Below are 20,466 nucleotides of genomic sequence, written 5' to 3'. Positions count from 1 at the left end.
ATCATAGAATAGGCTTTTACTATTACAAGGAGGGATGATGAAAGTTGCTCTAATAAATAAAAATCCAGCAGTTTCACGTCTGATAACTTTAAGTCTGAATAAAATCGGCACCGAATATAGCGAATTTGAGGATCTAAATGGATTTGACGATGCTCAGTTTGACTTTATCATAATTGACAGTGACGTGGATAGTAGCGAGCTAGCTACAGATAAAAAGGTGATGTATCTAGCAAGTCGTGGCGAGAGCAAGCCAGAATTTGCTACTTTGATGCTTGAAAAACCATTTTTACCGACTGAATTTATAAGTGTTTTTGAGCAAAATATCCCAAAAGATGAGCCAGTTGCCGAGCATGGTTCGAGCGAGCAAGGCGAAAGCGACTTTGGTGACTTTAGCGACGAGGCTATAAATTTTGACGAGATGTCAGGGTTTAAGCTGCCTGATATCGATACAAATTTAGAAAATTTTGCAGATCTTGATAAAGAGCTCTCAGAGGGCGTTAGCGATGATCTTGAGATGGATACTGACATCAGCATGCCTGAGATCGAAAGTGATGAGGGGCTACTTGACTCTTTGGAGGAGCTTGATGAGCTAAAAGAGCTTGTGAGCGAAGACCTGGCTGATGATAGTGAGATAGCAAGCGAGAGTGCCGAAGAAGAGATGGACCTTGGCGCTGCAGTAGGCAAAGAGAGCGATCTAGCCGAGCTTAGCTCACTTGTTGATGAGATAGAAAATATGCCTGAGACTTCTGAGATAGATGAGGCTCTTGGGGAAAATTTAGATGATATTATTAGCCAAAATGACGTTGCAGGCTTGGTTGATGAAGAGAACACTGGTAGCGAGCTTGACGAGATAGATCAGAGTAAATTTGAGCTTAGTGAGATCGATTCACTTGATGAAGAGCAAATTCAAGTAGATGATGAAAAAGTAGAAGAAGATATAGAAGAAGAGGCTTTGGATGAAATTTCAAGTGAGGAGCTAGAAAATTTAGAGCCTAGCGAGAGTGAAAACGCTTCTAGTGAGATGCCAGAAGAAGAGCTAGAAGATATGAGCGAGCCAGAAGCCAAAGAGGATCTAGGTCTAGTAGATGAAACTTTTGAAGAAGAAAATATCCAAGAAGAAAATGCGCAAAAAGAGAGCAAAGACGCGGCACCAAGCGAGTTAAACTTTGACGCGGCATCGATAGATGATATAGATGAAAGCACGATGTTAGCGGCATTTGGACTAAAAGATATGCCTCAAACAAGCTCAAAAAAAGAGACAAAAGAAGACTACAAAGAAGAGCTAACTAAAAAGATCACAAAACACGTCCACGAGTCGCTAAATGAGAGCTCGCTAAGAGATGTACTAAAAGATATGAACATCAAGATAAATATAAGTTTCGAGGAAAAGTAGTTGCAAGGACAAATTTTAGTAGTTTCGGGACCTAGTGGAAGCGGTAAAAGCACGCTTTTGGGCCGTCTTTTAAAGGAGGAGAAAGACCTATATTTTTCTATCTCAAGCACAACAAGAGCCAAAAGAGAAGGCGAAGTTGATGGGGTGGATTATTATTTTATAAAAGAAGACGAATTTAAAAGCGGCATCGAAAATGGCGAGTTTTTAGAGTGGGCGCAGGTGCATAAAAACTACTATGGCACGAGCTTAAAGCCAGTTTTAGCGGCACTTGAAGCTGGAAAGATAGTAATATTTGACATTGATGTGCAGGGCTTTCACATTGCACTTGAGAAATTTAAAAGCTATATCACTTCAGTTTTTATCACAACTGCGAATAAAAAAGAGCTAAAAAGGCGCTTGAAAAACCGCGGAACAGATAGTGACGAGACGATAGAAAATCGCTTAATGAACGCAGTTGGAGAGATGGAGCATATTTTAGAGTATGATTATTTTTTAGTAAATGATGATATAGAAAAGAGCTATAAAGGACTAAAATCGATCCTTCGAGCGATGAGGTTAAAAAGTGCTAAGATAAACTTAAGAAACGTCATCGACGAGTGGATAGATTGTTAGAAATTCAGGAATTTATGATAATATTTTGAGAAAATTTGATAAGGAGAAAAGATGGGTTCTTTTAGTATTGGCCACTGGTTGATCGTTTTGGCGATCATTGTATTACTTTTTGGAGCAAAGAAGATCCCAGAGCTTGCGAAAGGACTAGGCAAAGGTATAAAGACTTTTAAAGCTGAGATGGAGGACACAACCCCTGAAAAGAGCGAAAAAGTCGAGCATAAAGAAGAGAGTGCAACTAGTCAAAAGATAGAAGAAACAACTAAAAACGCGTAGGTTTTAGAGTTGAAAGATAAAGTAAAAGCTGAAATTTCAAAGGTTTTAGAGCGAGAATTTGTGCTTGAAAAGCCAAAGGATAAAAATTTAGCCCACTATGCGACGCCACTTTTTAGCCTCGCAAAAGAGCTAAGAAACTCGCCAGCTATGATAGCTAGCGAGTTTGCTGATAAATTTAGTGACAGTAAGATAGTGGAAGCTAGCGCGGTAAATGGATATTTAAATTTCAAGCTTAAGAGTGAATTTTTAGATGAAACTTCAAAGCAAATTTTGCTAGATAGCGAAAATTTTGCAAAAGAAGATGCGAAAAAAGACAGCTATTTAATAGAATACATCAGCGCAAATCCGACTGGACCGCTTCACATCGGACACGTTAGGGGCGCAGTTTATGGCGATACTTTGGCTAGGCTTGGCAAAAGGCTTGGCTACGATATCTCAACAGAATACTACATAAACGATGCGGGCAATCAAATAGATCTGCTTGGCACATCGATATCACTTGCGGCTAAAGAGCAGCTTTTTAACGAAAGTGTCGTCTATCCAGAGAAATATTATCGCGGGGATTATATTTTAGATATCGCTAAGCTTGCAAATGAGAAATTTGGCAAGGAAATTTTTTATGACGAGAGCAGAAACCTTGAGCTTGCCGAGTTTGGCAAGGATATCGTGCTTGAGATCATCAAAAAAGACTTAGCTGATGTTGGCATTTTTATAGAGAGCTGGGCTAGCGAAAAAGCACTTTACGACCGTCTGGAGCCAACTATAGAAAAGCTAAAACGCTCAAATCAAATGTATGAAAAAGAGGGCGCTATCTATATCGCTTCTACCACACTTGGTGATGACAACGATAGGGTTGTGGTTAGAAATGATGGCAGACCGACATATTTAGCTGGTGACATCATCTATCATAACGCTAAATTTGAGAAAAATTTTGACCACTATATAAACATTTGGGGTGCAGACCACCACGGATATATCGCAAGGCTAAAGGCTGCGATAAATTTCCTTGGGTACGACGAAAATAGGCTTGAAGTGATACTTATGCAGATGGTTAGCCTGCTAAAAGAGGGTAAGCCATACAAAATGAGCAAGCGCGCTGGCAATGCGGTGCTGATGAGCGATATCGCGAGTGAGATCGGTGCTGAGGCACTTAGGTTTATCTTTATAAGCAAAGCAAACACGAGCAGTTTGGAATTTGACGTGGATGAGCTTAAAAAAGAGGATAGCTCAAACCCTATTTTTTATATAAACTACGCTCACGCTAGGATAAATCAAATTTTTGCAAAGGCTGGAAAAATCGTTAGTGACGTGATAAATGCGGACTTTGAGTGCCTAGATGAAAATGCTAAAAATTTACTTTTTGAAGCGCTTATATTGCCTGAAATTTTAGAGGATGCTTTTGCTTCAAGGCAGCTTCAAAAAATACCAGACTATCTAAAGTCGCTGGCTGCTAGCTTTCATAAATTTTATAATGAAAACCGCGTAGTTGGCAACGAAAATGAAGATAGCTTACTAAAAGTCTTTGCAGTCGTTGCTGTTTCGATAAAAACAGCATTTAACATAATGGGAATCACAGCTAAAGATAGGATGTAGCTTTATATCCACCAGACAAATTTAGTCAAAAGCGGATATACGGTTTTGACTAAATACCCCTTTTTTCAAATATAATTGCAATAGTTTTTACTATTATCTTTATCTCCAGCCAAAGTGACCAGTGCTTGATGTAGTAAAGATCATACATTAGCTTTTGTTTGGCGTCGTGAGTGTTTGCGCCGTAAGGGTAGTTTACCTGTGCCCAGCCGGTAATCCCTGGGCGGACGATGTGGCGTTCATTGTAGTAAGGTATCTCTTTTTCAAAGAAATTTATCCAGTATCTTCGCTCTGGTCTTGGGCCTATTAGATGCATCTGCCCTCGTAGCACATTTATGCACTGTGGCACCTCGTCGATGCGAGTTTTACGCATAAATTCGCCAAATTCAAAGACTCTCTCATCGTTTTTGCTAGCAAATTTAGCTCCATCTTTTTCAGCATCAACCACCATCGAGCGAAATTTGATACATTCAAATTCCCTGTTGCCCAGCCCAACCCTGTTTTGCAAGAAGTAAAGGCTGCCAGGGGACTGCTCGTCTATCTTTTTCTTTACGTAAAATTTAAGCACAAAAAGTATCACAAGAAGCAGCGAGCAGCTTACATAGTCGATCGCGCGTTTTAGAGCGTATTCAATGGCATTATAAGGCTTGATATCGTTTAAAAAGTTTAAATTTTCGCCATTTTCTGGGATATAGCACTTTTGCAAGTAAATTTCTAAAAAGCTCTCCACATTTAGAAATTTGATCTTTTTATACTTCGTCTTAAACTGCAAAAGCGTGAGAAATCTCACTAGTTTGCTATCAACGGGCTTTTGGGTATTTAGCACTATTAGCCTCTGATCGCCTGATTTTATGAGATTTTCTAGCGCACTTCGCAAGGCTTTAGCATCACTATTTTCAGGGGATAAAAAATTCACCTGGCCAAATTTCTTCCTAAGCTTCTCTAACTCGAGTTTGGTGAAAGCATATTTTTCGCCAAGGATGATCATAGGCCTATCCCTTTATCTTTATTTTAAATTTGCATTATAAAATTCGTCTAATTATACCCAAACGTGCTAATTGCATTTTTAAAAAAAGAGTTAAGGTTAAAATATGTCTCATAAATTTCTTGCTATGCTTGTTTTAGCGCTGATTTGCGCCATTTCTTTTGCGACCTCAAACACGGTTTTGGCTAAATTTCACACCAGCCCACTCATCATCTCTATCATTTTAGGCGCCATTTTTGCAAATCTTTTCACCAAACAAACTCAAATTTTAAAAAGTAGTGGCGTCGTAGCGATCGCTGGGAAGCAAATTTTAAGACTAGGCATCATACTTTTTGGCTTTAACATAAGCCTTAGCGAGATCGCAAGTGTCGGCACCATTGGCGTAATATACGCAGCTTTTATGGTATTTGCGACTTTTTGCTTTGCGCTTTTTACCGCCAAAGCCTTGGGGCTTAGCAAGGATAGTGCCGTGCTCATTGGCTCAGGGGCAAGCATATGCGGTGCAGCTGCTGTTATGGCTACACAAAATGAGATAAAAGCAGACGCAAACAAGCTTGCTATCGCCATTTGCACGGTGGTGCTCTTTGGGACGATTGGTATGTTTATCTATCCATTTATCGCTAAATTTCTAGCTCTCACGCCACACCAAACTGGCTTTTTTATCGGCGGCTCACTTCACGAAGTAGCCCACGTAGTGGCAGCCTCGGCGGCATTTGACAGCGCAGCAAGTAGCACCGCCGTCATCATAAAAATGCTTCGCGTCATCATGCTTGTGCCATTTTTGTTTTTGCTAAATTTCTTAAATTTAAGCCAAAATAGCGGTGGCTCAAAGCTAAAGAGCATACCTTGGTTTGCGCTATTTTTCTTAGTGGCGATCTGCGTTAGATCTTTGCCATTTTTCCCTGAAAATTTGGTGCAAATTTTAAAGCTAGCAGCTAGCATCTGCCTTTGCGTTGCGATGTGTGCTTTGGGGTTTGGGATAGATAGGAGTATATTTAAAGCGACGGGCAAAAAGCCATTTTTGTTAGCATTTTTTATATTTTTATGGCTTATTTGTTCATCGCTTGTTTTTGTTAAGACTCTTTGCTAGTTTTTAGCTTTTGCAAAAACTCTTCGATGTTGTATTTTGCTCTGTAGGCTGGGCTTAAAAGGTGTATCAAGATGTCGCCAAGGTCCATCACGATCCAATCAGGCGAACTCTCCGTACCTATAAATTTCTCTCCGAGAGGCTTAAGCTCCTCTCTTAGATCCTCAGCCAGCGAGTAAGCATGCCTCTCGCCAAGCGTAGTAGCGATAACTACGGCCTTTACGAAATAATCATCCCCGCTCATATCAAACACTTGTATCTCTTCAGCCTTTTTTGCGTCTAAAACCTTAACTATACTTTCGGTGCGCTCTTGCATCGATCTCTCTTGCATCTTTAATCCTTGGTAAAAATTTATAATCTCATCTTTTATCTCGCTAGGCAGCTCATCAAGCCCCTTTTGGTGCCTGATCTGCGATGAGCTAACATCCACATGCACGTCCATTTTTTGTAAATTTTGCGGAATTTCTATGTGATTGCGCTTAGCGATCACAAACTGCACTAAATTTTTTAGCTCCTCGTAGCCATGCCACTTATCAAGCGTAGCTAGGTGGTCCGCGCCTATTATGAGATAAAATTTCTCTATTTTGAATTTCTCATACAAATACTTAACCGTCTCTATGGTAGGCACTGGGCGAGCTAAATTTATCTCATAGTCTGAGATCTCGACCTTCTCTAAGTCACCCCAAATTTCTCTTATCCACTTTAGGCGAAGCTCTGGCGGAGCTGAAAATTCGCTCTTAAAGGGACTTATAAAAGTTGGCATGATGATGAGTTTGTCGATGTCAAGGCCGCTTAGTGCCATTTTCACAATGCTATCGTGTCCTAAATGAACCGGATCAAAGCTCCCGCCAAAAAGTGCTAACTTCATCTATTAAAGTGCCTTGTTTATATTTGTTTTAAAATTCTTTTTTGTAGAATTAGGCGTAATTATATCAAAAGGAGCTAAGATGTCAGTTAAAGTAGCAATAAACGGCTTTGGGCGTATCGGTAGGTGTGCCGCTCGTATTATTTTAGAGCGAGACGATGTTGAGCTTGTCGCTATTAACGACACCGCAACAAGGGATATGACGAGGTATTTGCTCAAATACGACAGCGTACATGGCGAATTTAAGCAAGACGTTAAGGTGATAAGCGACGATTTTATAGAAGTAAATGGCAAAAAGATAAAAGTTTTTTCTACAAGAGATCTAAACGAGCTTAGCTACGCAGACTACGGCGTAGACGTGGTTTTAGAGTGCACTGGCAAGTTTTTAACCACTGAAAAATGTGAGCCATATCTAGCTCGCGGCGTCAAAAAAGTCGTCATGAGCGCTCCGGCAAAAGATGACACAGCGACCTTTGTAGTTGGCGTAAATGACGATAAATACGCAGGCGAGGCGATCGTCTCAAATGCAAGCTGCACTACAAACGGCCTAGCTCCAGTAGCAAAGGTGCTAAACGATAAATTTGGCATCGTAAAGGGGCTGATGACTACGATCCACGCATATACAAACGGCCAGAGCCTAGTTGATGTAAAAGCTAAAGACTTCCGCCGCTCACGCGCAGCAGCGCTAAATATCGGACCTACGACCACCGGAGCTGCAAAAGCGATCGCCAAAGTGCTTCCAGAGCTAAATGGCAAACTACACGGACAAGCAGTGCGCGTACCAGTGGCAAACGTCTCTATGGTCGATCTAACGGCGGTTTTAAAAAGACCAGCTAGCAAAGAGGAGATAAACGAGGCATTTAGAGCGGCTGCGGAGTCAAATTTAAAGGGAATTTTATTTGTTGATGACGACTACAGAGTTAGCAGCGACTTTTGCACAAGCACCTTTAGCAGCATCGTAGCGAGCGATACTACGCAGGTCATTGCTGATGATATGGTGAAGGTTTTTGCGTGGTACGACAACGAGTGGGGCTACTCAACAAGGCTTGTAGATCTTGCTAAGATCGTGGCTACAAAGTAAATTTAAAGGGTGAAAAATGAGTGAAATTTTATCGATCAACGACCTTGAGCTAAACGGCGCAAAAGTCTTTATAAGGTGCGATTTTAACGTGCCTATGGACGAGTTTTTAAACATCACTGATGACCGCAGGATCCGCTCAGCGATACCAACTATCCGCTATTGCCTAGATAACGGCTGCAGCGTGGTTTTGGCTAGTCACTTGGGTCGTCCAAAAAATGGTTACGAAGAGAAATTTTCACTTCGCGGCGTGGCAAAGAGGCTATCAAGACTGCTTGATAGAGAGGTGATATTTGCTGAAGATGTGATCGGAAATGACGCTAAGACAAAGGCTGCGGCTCTAAAAGCTGGCGAAATTTTGATGATAGAAAATTTACGCTTTGAAAAGGGCGAAACCAAAAACGATGAAGCTTTGGCAAAAGAGCTTTCAGAATTTGGCGAATTTTACATAAACGACGCATTTGGCGTTTGCCACAGAGCTCACGCATCGGTTGAGGCGATCACTAAATTTTATGATGAAAAGCACAAAGCAGCGGGATTTTTACTACAAAAAGAGATAAATTTCGCTCAAAATTTGATAAAACATCCGTCACGTCCATTTGTCGCAGTCGTGGGCGGCTCAAAGGTAAGTGGCAAGCTTCAAGCCTTACATAACCTTTTACCACGCGTCGATAAGCTTATAATTGGCGGCGGTATGGCATTTACATTTTTAAAATCACTTGGCGAAAACATCGGAAATTCGCTCCTTGAAGAAGAGCTCATCGAAGATGCAAGGCAAATTTTACAAAAAGGCAAAGAGCTAGGAGTGAAAATTTACTTGCCAGTAGATGTCGTCGCTGCTCAGACATTTTCAGCTGAAAGTGCCGTAAAATACGTCCCAGCTCAAGAGATCCCAAACGGTTGGATGGGGCTTGACATTGGACCAGCGTCGATTAGGCTATTTAAAGAGGTCATCGCAGATGCGCAAACCATCTGGTGGAACGGACCTATGGGTGTTTTTGAGATGGATAAATTTAGCAAAGGTAGCATCAAAATGAGCCACGCTATCATCGATACTCACGCGACAACCGTCGTTGGCGGTGGCGATACGGCTGACGTGGTCGAGCGCGCAGGCGACGCTGATGAGATGACATTTATCTCAACTGGCGGTGGTGCTAGCTTGGAGCTAATAGAAGGCAAAGAGTTGCCCGGCATAAAACCGCTTAGAAAAGAGGAGTAGGTCTTGAAATTTCTAGCGAATTTAAAGTGCAACCACACAAGAGCAAGCTTTAGAGAGTACGCGAAAATTTTAGACGAAAATTTAAGCGCAAACGACGATGTGAGCGTATTTGCTCCTGCTAGTGCCTTTGATGAAAAAAAGCATATTTTTAGGCTTGGGGCGCAGAATTTCTACCCATGCGAGAGTGGGGCATTTACTGGCGAGATCGGCAAGGCGATGCTTGATGAATTTGACATCAAAGACGTGCTGATCGGCCACTCTGAGAGGCGTGAAATTTTAAAAGAGAGCGAGGAGTTTTTGCGAGCGAAATTTGACTTTGCTGCAAAAAACGGCTGGAATGTCATCTACTGCATCGGCGAAAATTTAAGCACAAATGAAAGCGGATCGACCAAAGAATTTCTAAGCTGCCAGCTTGAAAATATCGATCTAGATTATAAAAATTTAGTCATCGCCTATGAGCCGATCTGGGCGATAGGAACTGGCAGAAGTGCAAGCATAGAGCAGATAGATGAGGTGCTAAGTTTTTTAAAAACAAAGGCAAATGTGCCGCTACTTTACGGCGGAAGCGTCAATGCAGCAAACATCGCTGATATCGCAGGTATAAAAAGCTGCGATGGGGTTTTGGTAGGCACGGCCAGCTGGGATGCGAATAATTTTCTAAATTTGATACGCGTTGTCTCGTGAGTGCTTTTTAATGAGTTCGAAATTTTAAGTCTGCGACAGGCTATTTGCCTAGTCTTGACCTAAAATTTCTACACAACATTAAAATTCATCTCACGATACTGCCGCTATTAAATTTGGTTTAAAATTTAAATATCGCTTAAAAGTCAAACAAAATAAAAGGAGAAATGATGATATTAAAAGGTAAAAAAGGTCTGATCGTCGGTGTCGCCAACGCCAAGTCAATAGCTTACGGCATCGCAAAAGCTTGTCACGATCAAGGTGCGCAGATGGCGTTTACATATCTAAATGACGCTCTTAAAAAGCGCGTTGAGCCGATCGCTGAGGAGTTTGGTAGCAAATTTGTCTACGAGCTTGATGTAAATAACCAAGCACACTTAGATGGGCTTGCGGGTCAAATCAAAAAAGACCTTGGCGAGATCGACTTTGTCGTGCACGCTGTGGCTTACGCACCAAAAGAGGCGCTTGAGGGCGAGTTTGTAAATACCACAAAAGAAGCATTTGACATAGCGATGGGCACTAGTGTTTATTCGCTGTTAAGCCTTACTCGCGCGGTCCTACCGGTGCTAAAAGAGGGCGGCTCGGTGCTAACTCTTACATATCTTGGCGGACCAAAATTTGTCCCACACTACAACGTAATGGGCGTTGCCAAAGCGGCACTTGAAAGCTCAGTTCGCTACCTAGCACACGACCTTGGCGCTAAAAACATCCGTGTAAATGCGATCAGTGCAGGTCCTATCAAAACGCTTGCCGCAAGCGGAATAGGCGATTTTAGGATGATTTTACGCTACAACGAAGTAAATAGCCCACTAAAACGCAACGTCACCACTGAAGACGTCGGCAACAGCGCTATGTACCTACTTAGCGACCTAGCTAGCGGCGTAACAGGCGAAGTCCACTACGTAGACTGCGGCTACAACATCATGGGCATGGGTGACGTGGCTACAGACGCCGAGGGCAACACGATCCTAGCTTGGGACGCAAAATAACCTGCTGATATAAATTTTGGCGGGGCGACTCGCCAAATTCTTCTTTTAAATTTCACCAAATTTATCGCAAGGACAGAAAATGAGAGCTTTAGACGAGCTTATAGACACAAATGAACCAGGCTGGGCGCTGATCGAAGAGTGGCTAAAAGAGGCCAAAAATGGCTATGAAATTTTACCTAGAGATGAGAGTAGGGCGCAAAGCGAGCTTTTAGGGCTTCAGGTCACCACTCGCTCGCCTATGGGAGCGCTTGTTTATGGGTGCGGCGGCATAGTGATAGATGGCGGTTGGTTGCGCCTGCTTGGCTCAGGATGCGAGCAGATGAAGCGCGGAATTTACAGCTTCAACCTTGGAAAAAGTTTTAGCGAAGCAGGGCAGATGCCTAGCTATTTGCTCGTGGCGGACGATGTTTTGGGCGGATTTTTTGCGGTAAATGGCGGCGCCTTTGGTGGTAAAGTTGGCAACGTCTTTTATTACGCACCAGATAGCGGCAAATGGGAAGATACACAGCTTGGCTACTCGCAGTTTTTATACTGGGCGTTATGCGGCGATATATCTAAATTTTACGAGCTTTACCGCTGGGATGGCTGGCGCGAGGATGTGAGAAATTTTAGCTTAGATAAGGTTATGTTCGCGCTACCACCACTTCTTTGGCAAGACACCGACGTAAAACTAAGGCTAAAAGATATGAAAAAAGATGGCGTTAATATCGATGAGTATTTTGCTTCTTTGTTTAAGGGGGAGAAGTAGGATTGATTTTGTAAATTTCGGCTTTTGCAAATTTTAAAATTTGCTATAAATTTTTAGAACTAAATGCATGCAGTGCTTTAGCGCTGAGACATGCCACTTCTAACGTTGTCGGGGTTAGGGATTGTTAAAAAAAAAAGGGGGGGGGAGGGAGCGACTTCATAATTTAAGCCTCTTCTCCCTTAACAAAGAAACAAATTTTTCAACTTTCATTCACTCGTCATAGCAATTTACCAAATTCAGGTCTTGTAGTTACTTGGCGCTAAATTTATAGTCGTGATATGCTCGCTCATAAATTTTAGAATTTGCTAGAATTTTATCTGATGATAAAACGCATGCGGCACGATAGTGCTATCGCATGCACTTCTAACGTGCGAGGGGGTTTTACATCGACTTCGTCTGGTAACTATGAGTAGACAGGAGATTTGCTAAGTGGCAAGGGAGCTCTTTTGCTTCGTGAGCTCGCAACTGCAAACAGACCGTAATTCAAGCCTCTTCCCCCTTAGCAAAGAAACAAATTTTAAATTTTCTAAAAAATATTTTTTGCAAATTTTAAAATTCCATTCACTCGCAAGAGTTGACTACTGATTTTAGGCCTCGCCAAGATTGCCACTAAAATCAGAGCCAAAATTACTCGCTTATAAAATTTTAAAATTTGCTATAAAGTATCTCATATAAGATGCATGCAGTATGAATGGATTTACTCGGGCTTCGCCTTGTAACTGCAGCAGACGAGGGATTAAAAAGGTAGATAAGGGCTTCGCGTATGACATGTATTTGCGAGCCTACGATGCAAAATTCAAGCCCCCCCTTTTTTTCTCCCTTTTTAGATAAAAAGAGATTTACAAATTCAATCAAACTATCTTTACAAATTTTAAACTTTCACTCACCCCTAAGAATTGGCTGCTAAAATTTGACCTCGCTTACAGCTTTAGCTCAAATTTTAGAGCCGAAATTACTCGTTCATGAAATTTTAAAATTTGCCTGATATTCACCTGATTCGACAAAGTAAATTTACAATTTCTAAAATTTAAATTTCACTGAGCGGTAGGTCTGATCAAACCTAAAAGTTAGCAGATTTTGCAGCATCCCAAAAAGTACCATGAAGGTGACAAAGCTGCTTCCGCCGTAGCTAAAAAACGGCAGCGGCACGCCCACAACTGGCGCAAAGCCGATCGTCATCGAGACATTTACCCCCACGTAGACAAAGATGAGTGCGGCTATGCCAGTGGCGGTCACCTGTGTGAAATAATCATTCTTAAGCCCGTAATTTAGGCTAAGTAAGTGCGTTATAAGCGCTCCATAAAGCCCCAGCAAAAGTAGCGCGCCGTAAAAGCCAAAACGCTCGATATTATAAGCAAAGATGAAGTCACTTGTGGCGATTGGCAAAAATTTAAAGTGCGTTTGCGTCGCCTCGTCCTTTGGTTTGCCTTTTAGCCCGCCGCTACCTATGGCGATGATGCTTTGCTTGACGTGGTAGCTTGGCTCTTCAGCGATGAAGTCGTGGATCCTCTTTTTTTGATAATCATGCAAATTTTCATACAAAACTGGCGCCGAAAATCCTATGGCAAGGATGATGCAGATCCAAATTTTTTTATTTACGCCGATTACAAAAAGGATGGTGTAGCCAACTATCAAAAGTATGAGCGCGGTTCCAAGATCAGGCTCTTTCATGATGAGCGCAAATGGCAAAAGTATGTAAAAACTAAGCCTTAAAAAGTCTTTTAGCCCGTAACCATCGACCTCTGGCGGGCGCTGCTTAACTAGATAGGCTAGCATCAGCAAAAAGGCTGGCTTCATGAGCTCTGAGGGCTGAAGTGTGAAGTGAACGAAGGGAATTTCCAGCCAGCGCCTAGCTCCAAGCTTGCTAACGCCAAAAATATCAACGCTTAAAAGCAGTACGATGCAGATCCAGTAAAACATCGGGATGATCCAGTCGATGCGTCTAATAGGCAGCAAAAATGCGATGCAAAATGAGACAAATCCTATGCCAAAATATACAAGCTGTTTGTTCGCTAAAATGTCGTTTGCTTCGGAGACTAGGATGTATGAGATGGCTATGATTGGGATGATTAAAAACGGCTGAATAAAATCAAAATGTGTTAAAATACGCCGATCTAGTTTTATCAAGAAGCAAACCTTAATTTTTGGGCTAGATTATATCACAAACAAGGCTTTGATTTTGGTTAAATTTAATGTTTTAAATAGCTCAAGACTCGACGTTGCAGTGGCCAAAGAGCTTCAAATTTCACGTAATCAAGCTTTAAATTTGATAAAAGACTCCCTTGTAAGCGTAAATTTAAAACCAGTCTCAAAACCAAGCTTTTTGTTAAATGAAAATGATGAAATTTGCGTAAATTTTGCCCCAAAAAAAGAGGTGCAAAACGAATACGAAGTAAATTTTGACATCCCGATCATCTATGAAGACGACGATCTCATAGTGCTAAACAAACCCCCTCAAATCGTCGTTCACCAAGCCCCAAGCGTCAAAGAGGCGACGTTAGTTGAGTGGCTAAACAAAAAGGGCTTTATGCTCTCAAATTTAAACGGCGACGTAAGAGCTGGCATCGTCCACCGCCTAGATAAGGGCACGAGCGGCGCTATCGTCGTTGCTAAAAACAACTTCGCCCACGCAAAACTAAGCGAGCAGCTAAGTGATAAGAGCATGGGACGAATTTATCTAGCGCTGACCGACCTACCGCTAAAAGAGGGCATCATCATCGACAAGCCAATCGGCAGAAATCCAAACAACCGCCTAAAAAAAGCGATCGTTGCAGACGCTAAATTTGCAAAAAGTGCCTTTGTAAATTTGCTAAGTGAAGGCGGTGTAAATTTGATAGCAGCAAAGCTTTTTACAGGCAGGACGCATCAGATCAGAGTGCATCTTGCTAGCATAAATCGCCACATTTTAGGCGATGATTTATACGGATTTAAGAGCCAAGGCGATAAAATAAGCAGGGTTATGCTTCACGCTTATATGCTCTATTTTATCCATCCGCGAACTGGCAAAAGGGTAGAATTTACCGCAAAAACGTATGATGACTTTAACCAAATAATTTACAAAAAAATTCCCAAGGAGATTTTTGATGAAAAAATTTGCCCTACGCATATTGACACCATTTTTAGTAGCTTTCTTAGCGGGATGCGGCTCTAGCGTACCGACTCAGCAAAGCACGTCACTGCCAACTATTACAAGCTTAAAAACTATTTCAGATATGACAGAAGTTGGCTTCGAGTGGAACCCAGTGAGCGACGAGAGCGTCGTTGGCTACTACCTTTACCGCTCAAATCCAAACGATGCAAACTCAAAAATGCAACTAGTTGCAAACATAAAAGACCGCTTTGCTACGCACTACGTGGATCGCGACCTAGCTCCAGAGACGACTTACTCATATCAGATGAGAACCTACTCAAGCAACGCCATCTCTCAACCAGGTGCAATCGCAACTGCGACAACTAAGCCACTACTTGACTCTGTGCCATTTGCGCAAGCTATCACAGGGCTTCCAGGCCGTGTAAAAGTGATCTGGAGACCACATCCTGATAGCACAGTAGCAAGCTACATCATCCAAAGAAGCGATGCAGGAGCTAATAAATTTAGCCAGATCGCAGAGGTAAATGGCAGACTAAATGCCGAGTATATCGATACTGAGGTAAAACCTGGTAGGTCTTATGAGTATAGGATCTTAGTTAAAACTTCTTCTGGCGTCATCTCAAAACCAAGCCAAAACATAAGCGCCACAACAAAGGAGTTACCCTAAATCAGTAACTAACGTCCAAGCGACCAAAAATGCACCAAAAAAGATCATCTTAACGTGGGATTACGCGCCGGCTGAGGATTTTTCATACTTTAAGGTTTATAGAACGACAAGTAAAATTTTACCTTATACATACCTAGCAAAAACGACTAGCAACACCTATGAGGATCTTATAAACACAAACGCAGCGACAAGGTATTATAGAGTCACAGCAGTCGATAAAGACGGTCTTGAGAGCTTAAAGCAAGATGAGCCTATCGTTGGTAGCACACTTGGCGCACCAAAAACTCCAAGCATAAGCGCTAGCTACGATGGCAGCGGTGTAAATGTAAGCTGGAGTGCAGTTGATAGAGCTAGCTCATATACAGTTTATAGAAGCGGTGCTAGCGAGAAAGTCTTTAGCGGCATAAGTGATACTGGGCTTAGAGATGACAGCGTCCAAAAAGGAGCTAGCTACTCTTACAGCGTCGTAGCAGTCGATGAGTATGGCATCGCCTCTGATAAGTCATCAAAAGCAGAAGTTAGCATAAAATAATGCCAAATTTCATCGCTTCGTCCTTAAAAGAGCTCTCATTTCCATTTGGTAACGACAAGATCAAATTTCTTTGGCAAGCAAGTGGCCGAAACGAGAGGCTCATCTACACAAAAAATGAAGATGAAGGCTTTTTCCTAGTCGTAAAGCCTGGTAAAACTGGCACCGTCGTAAAGGGAGAAAAACTTACAAAGCCTGCTAAAGTTGGCCTTTTGCAAGAGGCGTTGGAGCTTTTTAAAGAGCAAAGTTGTAACGGCATCATCAGCCAAGCATTTGCTGTAAAAAAGACAAATTTGACCAAAAAAGTGAGCGAAATTTTAAGCCTTGAAGAGTTTGCGCCAGCATTTTGCGAGCTAAAAGGTAAATTTAAAGAGATTTTTATAGAGATAGGCTTTGGCTCTGGCAGGCACTTGCTCTATCAGGCTAAAAACAATCCAAATGCCCTAGTTATCGGCATAGAGGTCTATAAACCAAGCATCGAGCAAGTAGCAAAGCTAGCTAGGGCAAATGCCCTAGAAAACGTGCGTCTCATAAATACCGACGCAAGGCTCTTACTCTCGCTTGTTGGATCAAATTTAGTTGATAGAGTCTTTTTGCACTTTCCAGTGCCGTGGGATAAGGCCGAGCATAGACGCGTGGTCTCATCGGCGTTTGCGCTTGAGTGCCAGAGGATACTAAAGGTTGGTGGTAAATTTGAGCTAAGGAGTGATAGCAAGGAGTATTGCGACTTTAGTTTGAGTAAATTTTTAGAGCCCACAAACTCAAAGATAGAGGCTTTTAAAAATAGAAATTTAGAAGTAACAAGCAAGTATGAAGACCGCTGGAGACGCCAAGATAAGGATATCTACGACGTTATTTATACTTGTGAGGCAAAAAGCGATGAGAGCGTTTTGGCTGGGGATTTTAACTTTAAAGAAAAGACAAGCGTAAAAAATATCATTAAAAATTTTAAAAATTTCATCATAAAAAAAGAGGATCACTTTTTACATTTTGAAGAAATTTACACCATAAAAGGGGGTGAAATTTTGCTAAAAGTCGCCTTTGGAGCGTTTAACAAACCAGAGCAGTGTTTCATCAAAATAAGCGATGAGAAAAGCGAATATTTTATAAAAAAACCGATCTTAATACGTGAAAATTTAGCAGCACACGAGCTTTTGAAGGAGTATTTGGCTGATGCAAGAGATAATTAGCGCAAGAAATTTAAGCCTAGCTTATGAGCGCAACGAGGTTGTGATCAATAGCGTAAATTTAGACATCTACGCAAATGACTTTGTCTTTATCACAGGCAAGAGTGGAAGCGGAAAGAGCACGCTTTTAAAGTCATTTTACGGAGAAATTTCGCCTCTAGCTGGCGAGCTAAATGTCTGCATGACGCAAATGGACGATATCGATGACAAAAGACTTTGCGAGCTTAGGCAGCGAGTTGGCATTATATTTCAAAACTATCGCTTGATAAATGAGTGGAATGTCGAAAAAAACGTCATGCTGCCACTCATCATCAAAGGCGTCAATCAAAATGTGAGCAAAAAGCAGGTGGCTAAACTTTTAAAGCACGTAAATATGCTTCACAAAGCCGATAAATACCCTCGCGAGCTAAGTGGCGGCGAGCAGCAAAGAGTTGCCATGGCAAGAGCACTCGCGCACAATCCAAATTTACTCTTATGCGACGAGCCAACGGGAAATTTAGACGAATACTCAAGCGACGTCATTTGGTCGCTTCTAAAATCAGCCAGAGAATTTCTAGGCACAAGCGTGGTTGTGGTGACGCACCACATCCCCTCAACACTTCGCATCCCGTACCGCCACTTCGTCATAGAAAATGGAGGCGTGCATGAGATCGCTTAAAAATCACCTTGGATTTATCCTGCCGTTAATCGCGCTTTTATTTTCAGTGCAGTTTAGCCTCACAGCGGACAAGATCGTAAGAGAGTATGAGAGGCTTATGGGAAATGACTACAACATCGTGGTGGTCTCAAACAAAGAGCTAAGCGAGCCAGTGCTAAAGCCAGTGGTTAGCACGCTAGCAAGTGTAGAGCCACTAAGCCCGCAAAAGATCATCGACCGCCTATCAAACGACATCTCAGCTAAAAATTTATCTATCCTACAAAATGCCTTGCCTAAATTTTACTCGCTAAGATTAAGCGAATTTCCATCGCCAGAATATATGGAGGAGATAAAGCAAAAGCTTTTGAAATTTGATGGCATAAGCAAGGTCGAGACATTTTCAAAGACCCATGACAAGGTCTTTAAGATGCTAAATTTAGCCAAAAGCATATCTTATGCATTTATGGCGATACTTTGTGTCGTTGGGCTTATGCTTATGCTAAAACAAGCTAAAATTTGGCTATTTGAGCATAGAGAACGCATCGAGATCATGACGCTTTTTGGCGCGCCATTTTGGCTAAAATCAGCCATGCTCTATAAATCAGCCATGGTTGATAGCATAGTTGCGACCATTGTTGTTGGTGCTTTTTTCTTTTTCTTGCCAAATTTTGAAATTTTTAGAGAAAATGCCGCAAGTATCGATGTAGTCTTGCCTAGCCTTGATCTTTCAAAAGATATCTTTATCCTATTTGGTGTGGCTGTGGTTTTAAGCATTTTTGCTGTTAGTTTAGTGATGAGTAAGGCTAGAAAAAGCACGATATGAAAAAAGGAATTTTTACACTTTTGCTAGCATTTAGTCTAGCTTTTGCATCAAATACTAAAGAGAAGATAAAAGACTCCAAAAACTCGCTAAGATCGACTCAGGTGATGAGTGAGCAGCTTAGTAAAAAGCTTGATGACTTGGCTGGCGATATCGTAACTGGCGAGAAAAAACTGCGCGGCATAAGCGGTGATATCACAAATTTAAAGGGTCAAATTTCAGTTCTTGAGACAAATGCCTCAAAAGCACTTCTTGAGCTTGATGATCTAACAAAGCAAAACAAAGAGCTAGAGCGCACCCAAAAAGAGCTAGAGCAAAATATGATAAGGATCATCGCAGAAGATCTCTCGTTTGATCTTATGATGTCAGCAAGTGAGGGCAAACAAAGCGAAGAGAGCATCATCTCGTCGCAAATTTTAACCAAGCTAAACGCCATAGCAAAAGAGGACTTTAAAAGGCTTAGCGAAAACTACGAAGATACGATAGAAAAGATAAAAAACAAATCAAGCAAGATAAATGAGATAAACTCAAGCATAAAAAACTATAGGCGCAAGCAAAATGATCTACAAAGCCTAGAGAGCACGCAGAAAAATACAATAAACGGGCTAAAACGTGATAAAGAAATTTACAGCAAAAAGCTAGCCAAGCTTCAAGCCCAGCAAGATGAGCTAAGAAAGACGCTTGAGCAGCTTGCTATCATGCAAAAGCAAGAGGATGAAGCGGCCAGAGCAGCTAGAGAAAAGCAAGAAAGAGTATCTAGTAAAGGTGATAAAAAAGGCGTAAAGAGTCAGCCAATGGGCGGAGGCTATCAGACAAGCTCTGTTAAGAGATACTCAGGCGCAAGGACGATCGCTCCACTTGATAGCTACTCTGTAAAGCAAAAATTTGGTAATTACGTAGATCCGATATATAACATCAAAATTTTTAACGAGTCGGTCATACTTCGCTCAAGCACCCCAGATGCGAAGGTTAAAAGCGTGCTAAATGGCAAGGTGGTCTTTGCTAAAGCTACTCCGATGCTTGAAAATGTTGTCATTATAGAAAACGAAAACGGCATCCACACGATCTACGCTCACCTAAGCCAGATCGCACCAACGGTTAAAGTAGGCTCGCTCGTCCAAAAGGGCTACGTCATAGGCCGAGTTAGAAACGATCTCACCTTTGAAGTGACACAAAGAAACTACCATATCGACCCGCTTGAAATGATCTCAAAATAGTCACTTTGTAGGCGTTATTAGCTAAATTTAAAGCCTTTTTGGCTAAAATGCGTGAATTTCAAGGAGCATGACAATGAGTAAGAGAAAACGCGTATTGGTCAAATTTTCAGGCGAGGCCTTGGCTGGAGAAAATGGTTTTGGCATAGACACAGCTGTGCTTAAATTTATAGCAAGCGAGATAAAAGAGCTTATAGAAAATGATATCGAAGTTGGCATCGTGATAGGCGGCGGCAACATAGTGCGCGGTGTGAGTGCCGCAAAAGATGGTATCATCAAGCGAACGAGCGGCGATCACATGGGCATGCTAGCAACTGTCATCAACTCGATCGCGATGCGTGAAGCGCTTGAGAGAAGCGGGCTTGAAGTAAGAGTACAAAGCGCAATCAAGATGGAGGCGATATGTGAAACTTTCATCGTGGGACGTGCACAGCGCCATTTAGAAAAGGGCAGAGTTGTCATCTTTGCAGCAGGCACGGGCAATCCATTCTTCACAACAGACACAGCAGCCACACTAAGAGCTATCGAGATCGGCTCAGATATGATCATAAAAGCGACAAAAGTTGATGGCGTTTATGATAAAGATCCTAAAAAATTCAAAGATGCGAAACTTCTAAAATCACTAAACTACGAAAAGGCGATGAGTGATGACATCAAGGTTATGGACGATACTGCCATAGCTTTGGCAAAGGACAACGCACTGCCTATTTTAGTTTGTAATATGTTTAAGGCTGGAAATTTATTAAAAATAATAAATGAAGAAGAAGCAGCCCTATACTCAGTTGTAAAATAAATTTCAAA

The 20,466-nt window shown here is 41.8% G+C and carries 20 protein-coding genes; 17 read left to right on the top strand and 3 right to left on the bottom strand.

Features of this window, described 5'->3' with window-relative positions:
* The first annotated feature begins 37 nt into the window (after positions 1-37).
* The 4 genes from CVS86_RS08060 to argS are packed head-to-tail and all read left to right on the top strand — an operon-like array spanning position 38 to position 3,871.
* Positions 38-1,393 (top strand): Highly acidic protein, encoded by a 1,356-nt coding sequence (locus CVS86_RS08060; RefSeq protein WP_107791552.1) that lies wholly within the window; start codon positions 38-40, stop codon positions 1,391-1,393.
* Positions 1,394-2,005, top strand: a complete 612-nt coding sequence (gmk, locus tag CVS86_RS08055; protein WP_021083724.1) for a guanylate kinase — start codon at positions 1,394-1,396, stop codon at positions 2,003-2,005. It begins immediately after the preceding gene.
* Between the two features lie 51 nt (positions 2,006-2,056).
* Positions 2,057-2,278 (top strand): twin-arginine translocase TatA/TatE family subunit, encoded by a 222-nt coding sequence (tatA, locus tag CVS86_RS08050; RefSeq protein ID WP_002941241.1) that lies wholly within the window; start codon positions 2,057-2,059, stop codon positions 2,276-2,278.
* Between the two features lie 9 nt (positions 2,279-2,287).
* Positions 2,288-3,871 (top strand): arginine--tRNA ligase, encoded by a 1,584-nt coding sequence (gene argS, locus CVS86_RS08045; protein WP_107791551.1) that lies wholly within the window; start codon positions 2,288-2,290, stop codon positions 3,869-3,871.
* A 49-nt stretch (positions 3,872-3,920) separates the two neighbouring features.
* Here the strand turns inward: argS and CVS86_RS08040 are convergent, their stop codons facing one another.
* Positions 3,921-4,784 (bottom strand): sugar transferase, encoded by an 864-nt coding sequence (locus CVS86_RS08040; protein WP_234399256.1) that lies wholly within the window; start codon positions 4,782-4,784, stop codon positions 3,921-3,923.
* A 175-nt stretch (positions 4,785-4,959) separates the two neighbouring features.
* Here CVS86_RS08040 and CVS86_RS08035 point away from each other — a divergent pair, with 175 nt between their 5' ends.
* The gene (locus CVS86_RS08035; RefSeq protein ID WP_107791549.1) at positions 4,960-5,943 is read left to right on the top strand and encodes a YeiH family protein; all 984 of its coding nucleotides are present in this window, start codon (positions 4,960-4,962) and stop codon (positions 5,941-5,943) included.
* On the opposite strand, the gene nadD is transcribed toward CVS86_RS08035, so the two are convergent.
* Complete coding sequence (nadD, locus tag CVS86_RS08030; RefSeq protein ID WP_107791548.1) at positions 5,927-6,808, bottom strand: nicotinate (nicotinamide) nucleotide adenylyltransferase; 882 nt, start codon at positions 6,806-6,808, stop codon at positions 5,927-5,929. The two genes, CVS86_RS08035 and nadD, sit on opposite strands and share 17 nt — an antisense overlap.
* A 79-nt stretch (positions 6,809-6,887) precedes the next feature.
* Between nadD and gap the strand changes: the two genes are divergently transcribed.
* The 5 genes from gap to CVS86_RS08005 all read left to right on the top strand — a co-directional run bounded on the left by gap (position 6,888) and on the right by CVS86_RS08005 (position 11,520).
* Positions 6,888-7,886: a type I glyceraldehyde-3-phosphate dehydrogenase gene (gap, locus tag CVS86_RS08025; RefSeq protein ID WP_107791547.1), complete on the top strand. Its 999-nt coding sequence runs from the start codon at positions 6,888-6,890 to the stop codon at positions 7,884-7,886.
* A gap of 16 nt (positions 7,887-7,902) precedes the next feature.
* A complete protein-coding gene (locus CVS86_RS08020) occupies positions 7,903-9,102 on the top strand; it encodes a phosphoglycerate kinase (protein WP_107791546.1) in 1,200 nt (399 codons plus the stop codon).
* 3 nt (positions 9,103-9,105) lie between these two features.
* On the top strand, positions 9,106-9,786 hold the full coding sequence (locus CVS86_RS08015; RefSeq protein WP_107791545.1) for a triose-phosphate isomerase: 681 nt from the start codon (positions 9,106-9,108) through the stop codon (positions 9,784-9,786).
* A 167-nt stretch (positions 9,787-9,953) separates the two neighbouring features.
* Entirely contained in the window at positions 9,954-10,772 is an 819-nt protein-coding gene (gene fabI / locus CVS86_RS08010) for an enoyl-ACP reductase FabI (protein ID WP_103569596.1), read from the top strand.
* A gap of 79 nt (positions 10,773-10,851) precedes the next feature.
* Positions 10,852-11,520: a DUF2625 family protein gene (locus tag CVS86_RS08005; RefSeq protein ID WP_107791544.1), complete on the top strand. Its 669-nt coding sequence runs from the start codon at positions 10,852-10,854 to the stop codon at positions 11,518-11,520.
* A 1,020-nt stretch (positions 11,521-12,540) separates the two neighbouring features.
* On the opposite strand, the gene CVS86_RS08000 is transcribed toward CVS86_RS08005, so the two are convergent.
* Positions 12,541-13,647, bottom strand: a complete 1,107-nt coding sequence (locus tag CVS86_RS08000) for an FtsW/RodA/SpoVE family cell cycle protein (protein ID WP_107791543.1) — start codon at positions 13,645-13,647, stop codon at positions 12,541-12,543.
* Positions 13,648-13,699: 52 nt separating this feature from the next.
* Between CVS86_RS08000 and CVS86_RS07995 the strand changes: the two genes are divergently transcribed.
* The 7 genes from CVS86_RS07995 (at position 13,700) to pyrH (ending at position 20,458) form a co-directional block, all read left to right on the top strand.
* Positions 13,700-14,671: an RluA family pseudouridine synthase gene (locus tag CVS86_RS07995; protein ID WP_107791542.1), complete on the top strand. Its 972-nt coding sequence runs from the start codon at positions 13,700-13,702 to the stop codon at positions 14,669-14,671.
* Positions 14,604-15,278, top strand: coding sequence for a fibronectin type III domain-containing protein (locus tag CVS86_RS07990; RefSeq protein WP_180997159.1), 675 nt, complete (start codon positions 14,604-14,606; stop codon positions 15,276-15,278). The genes CVS86_RS07995 and CVS86_RS07990 overlap by 68 nt, the downstream gene beginning before the upstream one ends.
* Before the next feature lie 531 nt (positions 15,279-15,809).
* Positions 15,810-16,997, top strand: coding sequence for a tRNA (guanosine(46)-N7)-methyltransferase TrmB (gene trmB / locus CVS86_RS07980; protein ID WP_107791541.1), 1,188 nt, complete (start codon positions 15,810-15,812; stop codon positions 16,995-16,997).
* Positions 16,981-17,652 carry a cell division ATP-binding protein FtsE gene (locus CVS86_RS07975; RefSeq protein ID WP_004317228.1) on the top strand — a complete coding sequence of 224 codons (672 nt, stop codon included), beginning with the start codon at positions 16,981-16,983 and terminating at the stop codon, positions 17,650-17,652. Before trmB ends, CVS86_RS07975 begins: the two co-directional genes overlap by 17 nt.
* A complete protein-coding gene (locus CVS86_RS07970) occupies positions 17,639-18,454 on the top strand; it encodes a cell division protein FtsX (protein WP_107791540.1) in 816 nt (271 codons plus the stop codon). The genes CVS86_RS07975 and CVS86_RS07970 overlap by 14 nt, the downstream gene beginning before the upstream one ends.
* Positions 18,451-19,668 carry a murein hydrolase activator EnvC family protein gene (locus CVS86_RS07965; RefSeq protein ID WP_107791539.1) on the top strand — a complete coding sequence of 406 codons (1,218 nt, stop codon included), beginning with the start codon at positions 18,451-18,453 and terminating at the stop codon, positions 19,666-19,668. Before CVS86_RS07970 ends, CVS86_RS07965 begins: the two co-directional genes overlap by 4 nt.
* Positions 19,669-19,741: 73 nt before the next feature.
* Entirely contained in the window at positions 19,742-20,458 is a 717-nt protein-coding gene (gene pyrH / locus CVS86_RS07960) for a UMP kinase (RefSeq protein WP_009294284.1), read from the top strand.
* Positions 20,459-20,466 lie beyond the last annotated feature (8 nt).

Source organism: Campylobacter concisus (assembly GCF_003048605.1).
GTDB classification, from domain to species: domain Bacteria; phylum Campylobacterota; class Campylobacteria; order Campylobacterales; family Campylobacteraceae; genus Campylobacter_A; species Campylobacter_A concisus_BM.
The sequence above is the reverse complement of the archived record's forward strand: the minus strand, read 5'-3'. Positions and strand labels throughout refer to the sequence as shown.

What these genes read in the sequence shown, in the direction of transcription:
- CVS86_RS08060 (WP_107791552.1), top strand. Translation starts at nt 38, where the DNA reads ATGAAAGTTGCTCTAATAAATAAAAATCCAGCAGTTTCACGTCTGATA.
- CVS86_RS08020 (WP_107791546.1), top strand. Translation starts at nt 7,903, where the DNA reads ATGAGTGAAATTTTATCGATCAACGACCTTGAGCTAAACGGCGCAAAA.
- CVS86_RS07970 (WP_107791540.1), top strand. Translation starts at nt 17,639, where the DNA reads ATGAGATCGCTTAAAAATCACCTTGGATTTATCCTGCCGTTAATCGCG.
- CVS86_RS07975 (WP_004317228.1), top strand. Translation starts at nt 16,981, where the DNA reads ATGCAAGAGATAATTAGCGCAAGAAATTTAAGCCTAGCTTATGAGCGC.
- nadD (WP_107791548.1), bottom strand. Translation starts at nt 6,808, where the DNA reads ATGAAGTTAGCACTTTTTGGCGGGAGCTTTGATCCGGTTCATTTAGGA.
- CVS86_RS08005 (WP_107791544.1), top strand. Translation starts at nt 10,852, where the DNA reads ATGAGAGCTTTAGACGAGCTTATAGACACAAATGAACCAGGCTGGGCG.
- CVS86_RS08035 (WP_107791549.1), top strand. Translation starts at nt 4,960, where the DNA reads ATGTCTCATAAATTTCTTGCTATGCTTGTTTTAGCGCTGATTTGCGCC.
- trmB (WP_107791541.1), top strand. Translation starts at nt 15,810, where the DNA reads ATGCCAAATTTCATCGCTTCGTCCTTAAAAGAGCTCTCATTTCCATTT.
- tatA (WP_002941241.1), top strand. Translation starts at nt 2,057, where the DNA reads ATGGGTTCTTTTAGTATTGGCCACTGGTTGATCGTTTTGGCGATCATT.
- gap (WP_107791547.1), top strand. Translation starts at nt 6,888, where the DNA reads ATGTCAGTTAAAGTAGCAATAAACGGCTTTGGGCGTATCGGTAGGTGT.
- CVS86_RS07965 (WP_107791539.1), top strand. Translation starts at nt 18,451, where the DNA reads ATGAAAAAAGGAATTTTTACACTTTTGCTAGCATTTAGTCTAGCTTTT.
- CVS86_RS07990 (WP_180997159.1), top strand. Translation starts at nt 14,604, where the DNA reads ATGAAAAAATTTGCCCTACGCATATTGACACCATTTTTAGTAGCTTTC.
- pyrH (WP_009294284.1), top strand. Translation starts at nt 19,742, where the DNA reads ATGAGTAAGAGAAAACGCGTATTGGTCAAATTTTCAGGCGAGGCCTTG.
- fabI (WP_103569596.1), top strand. Translation starts at nt 9,954, where the DNA reads ATGATATTAAAAGGTAAAAAAGGTCTGATCGTCGGTGTCGCCAACGCC.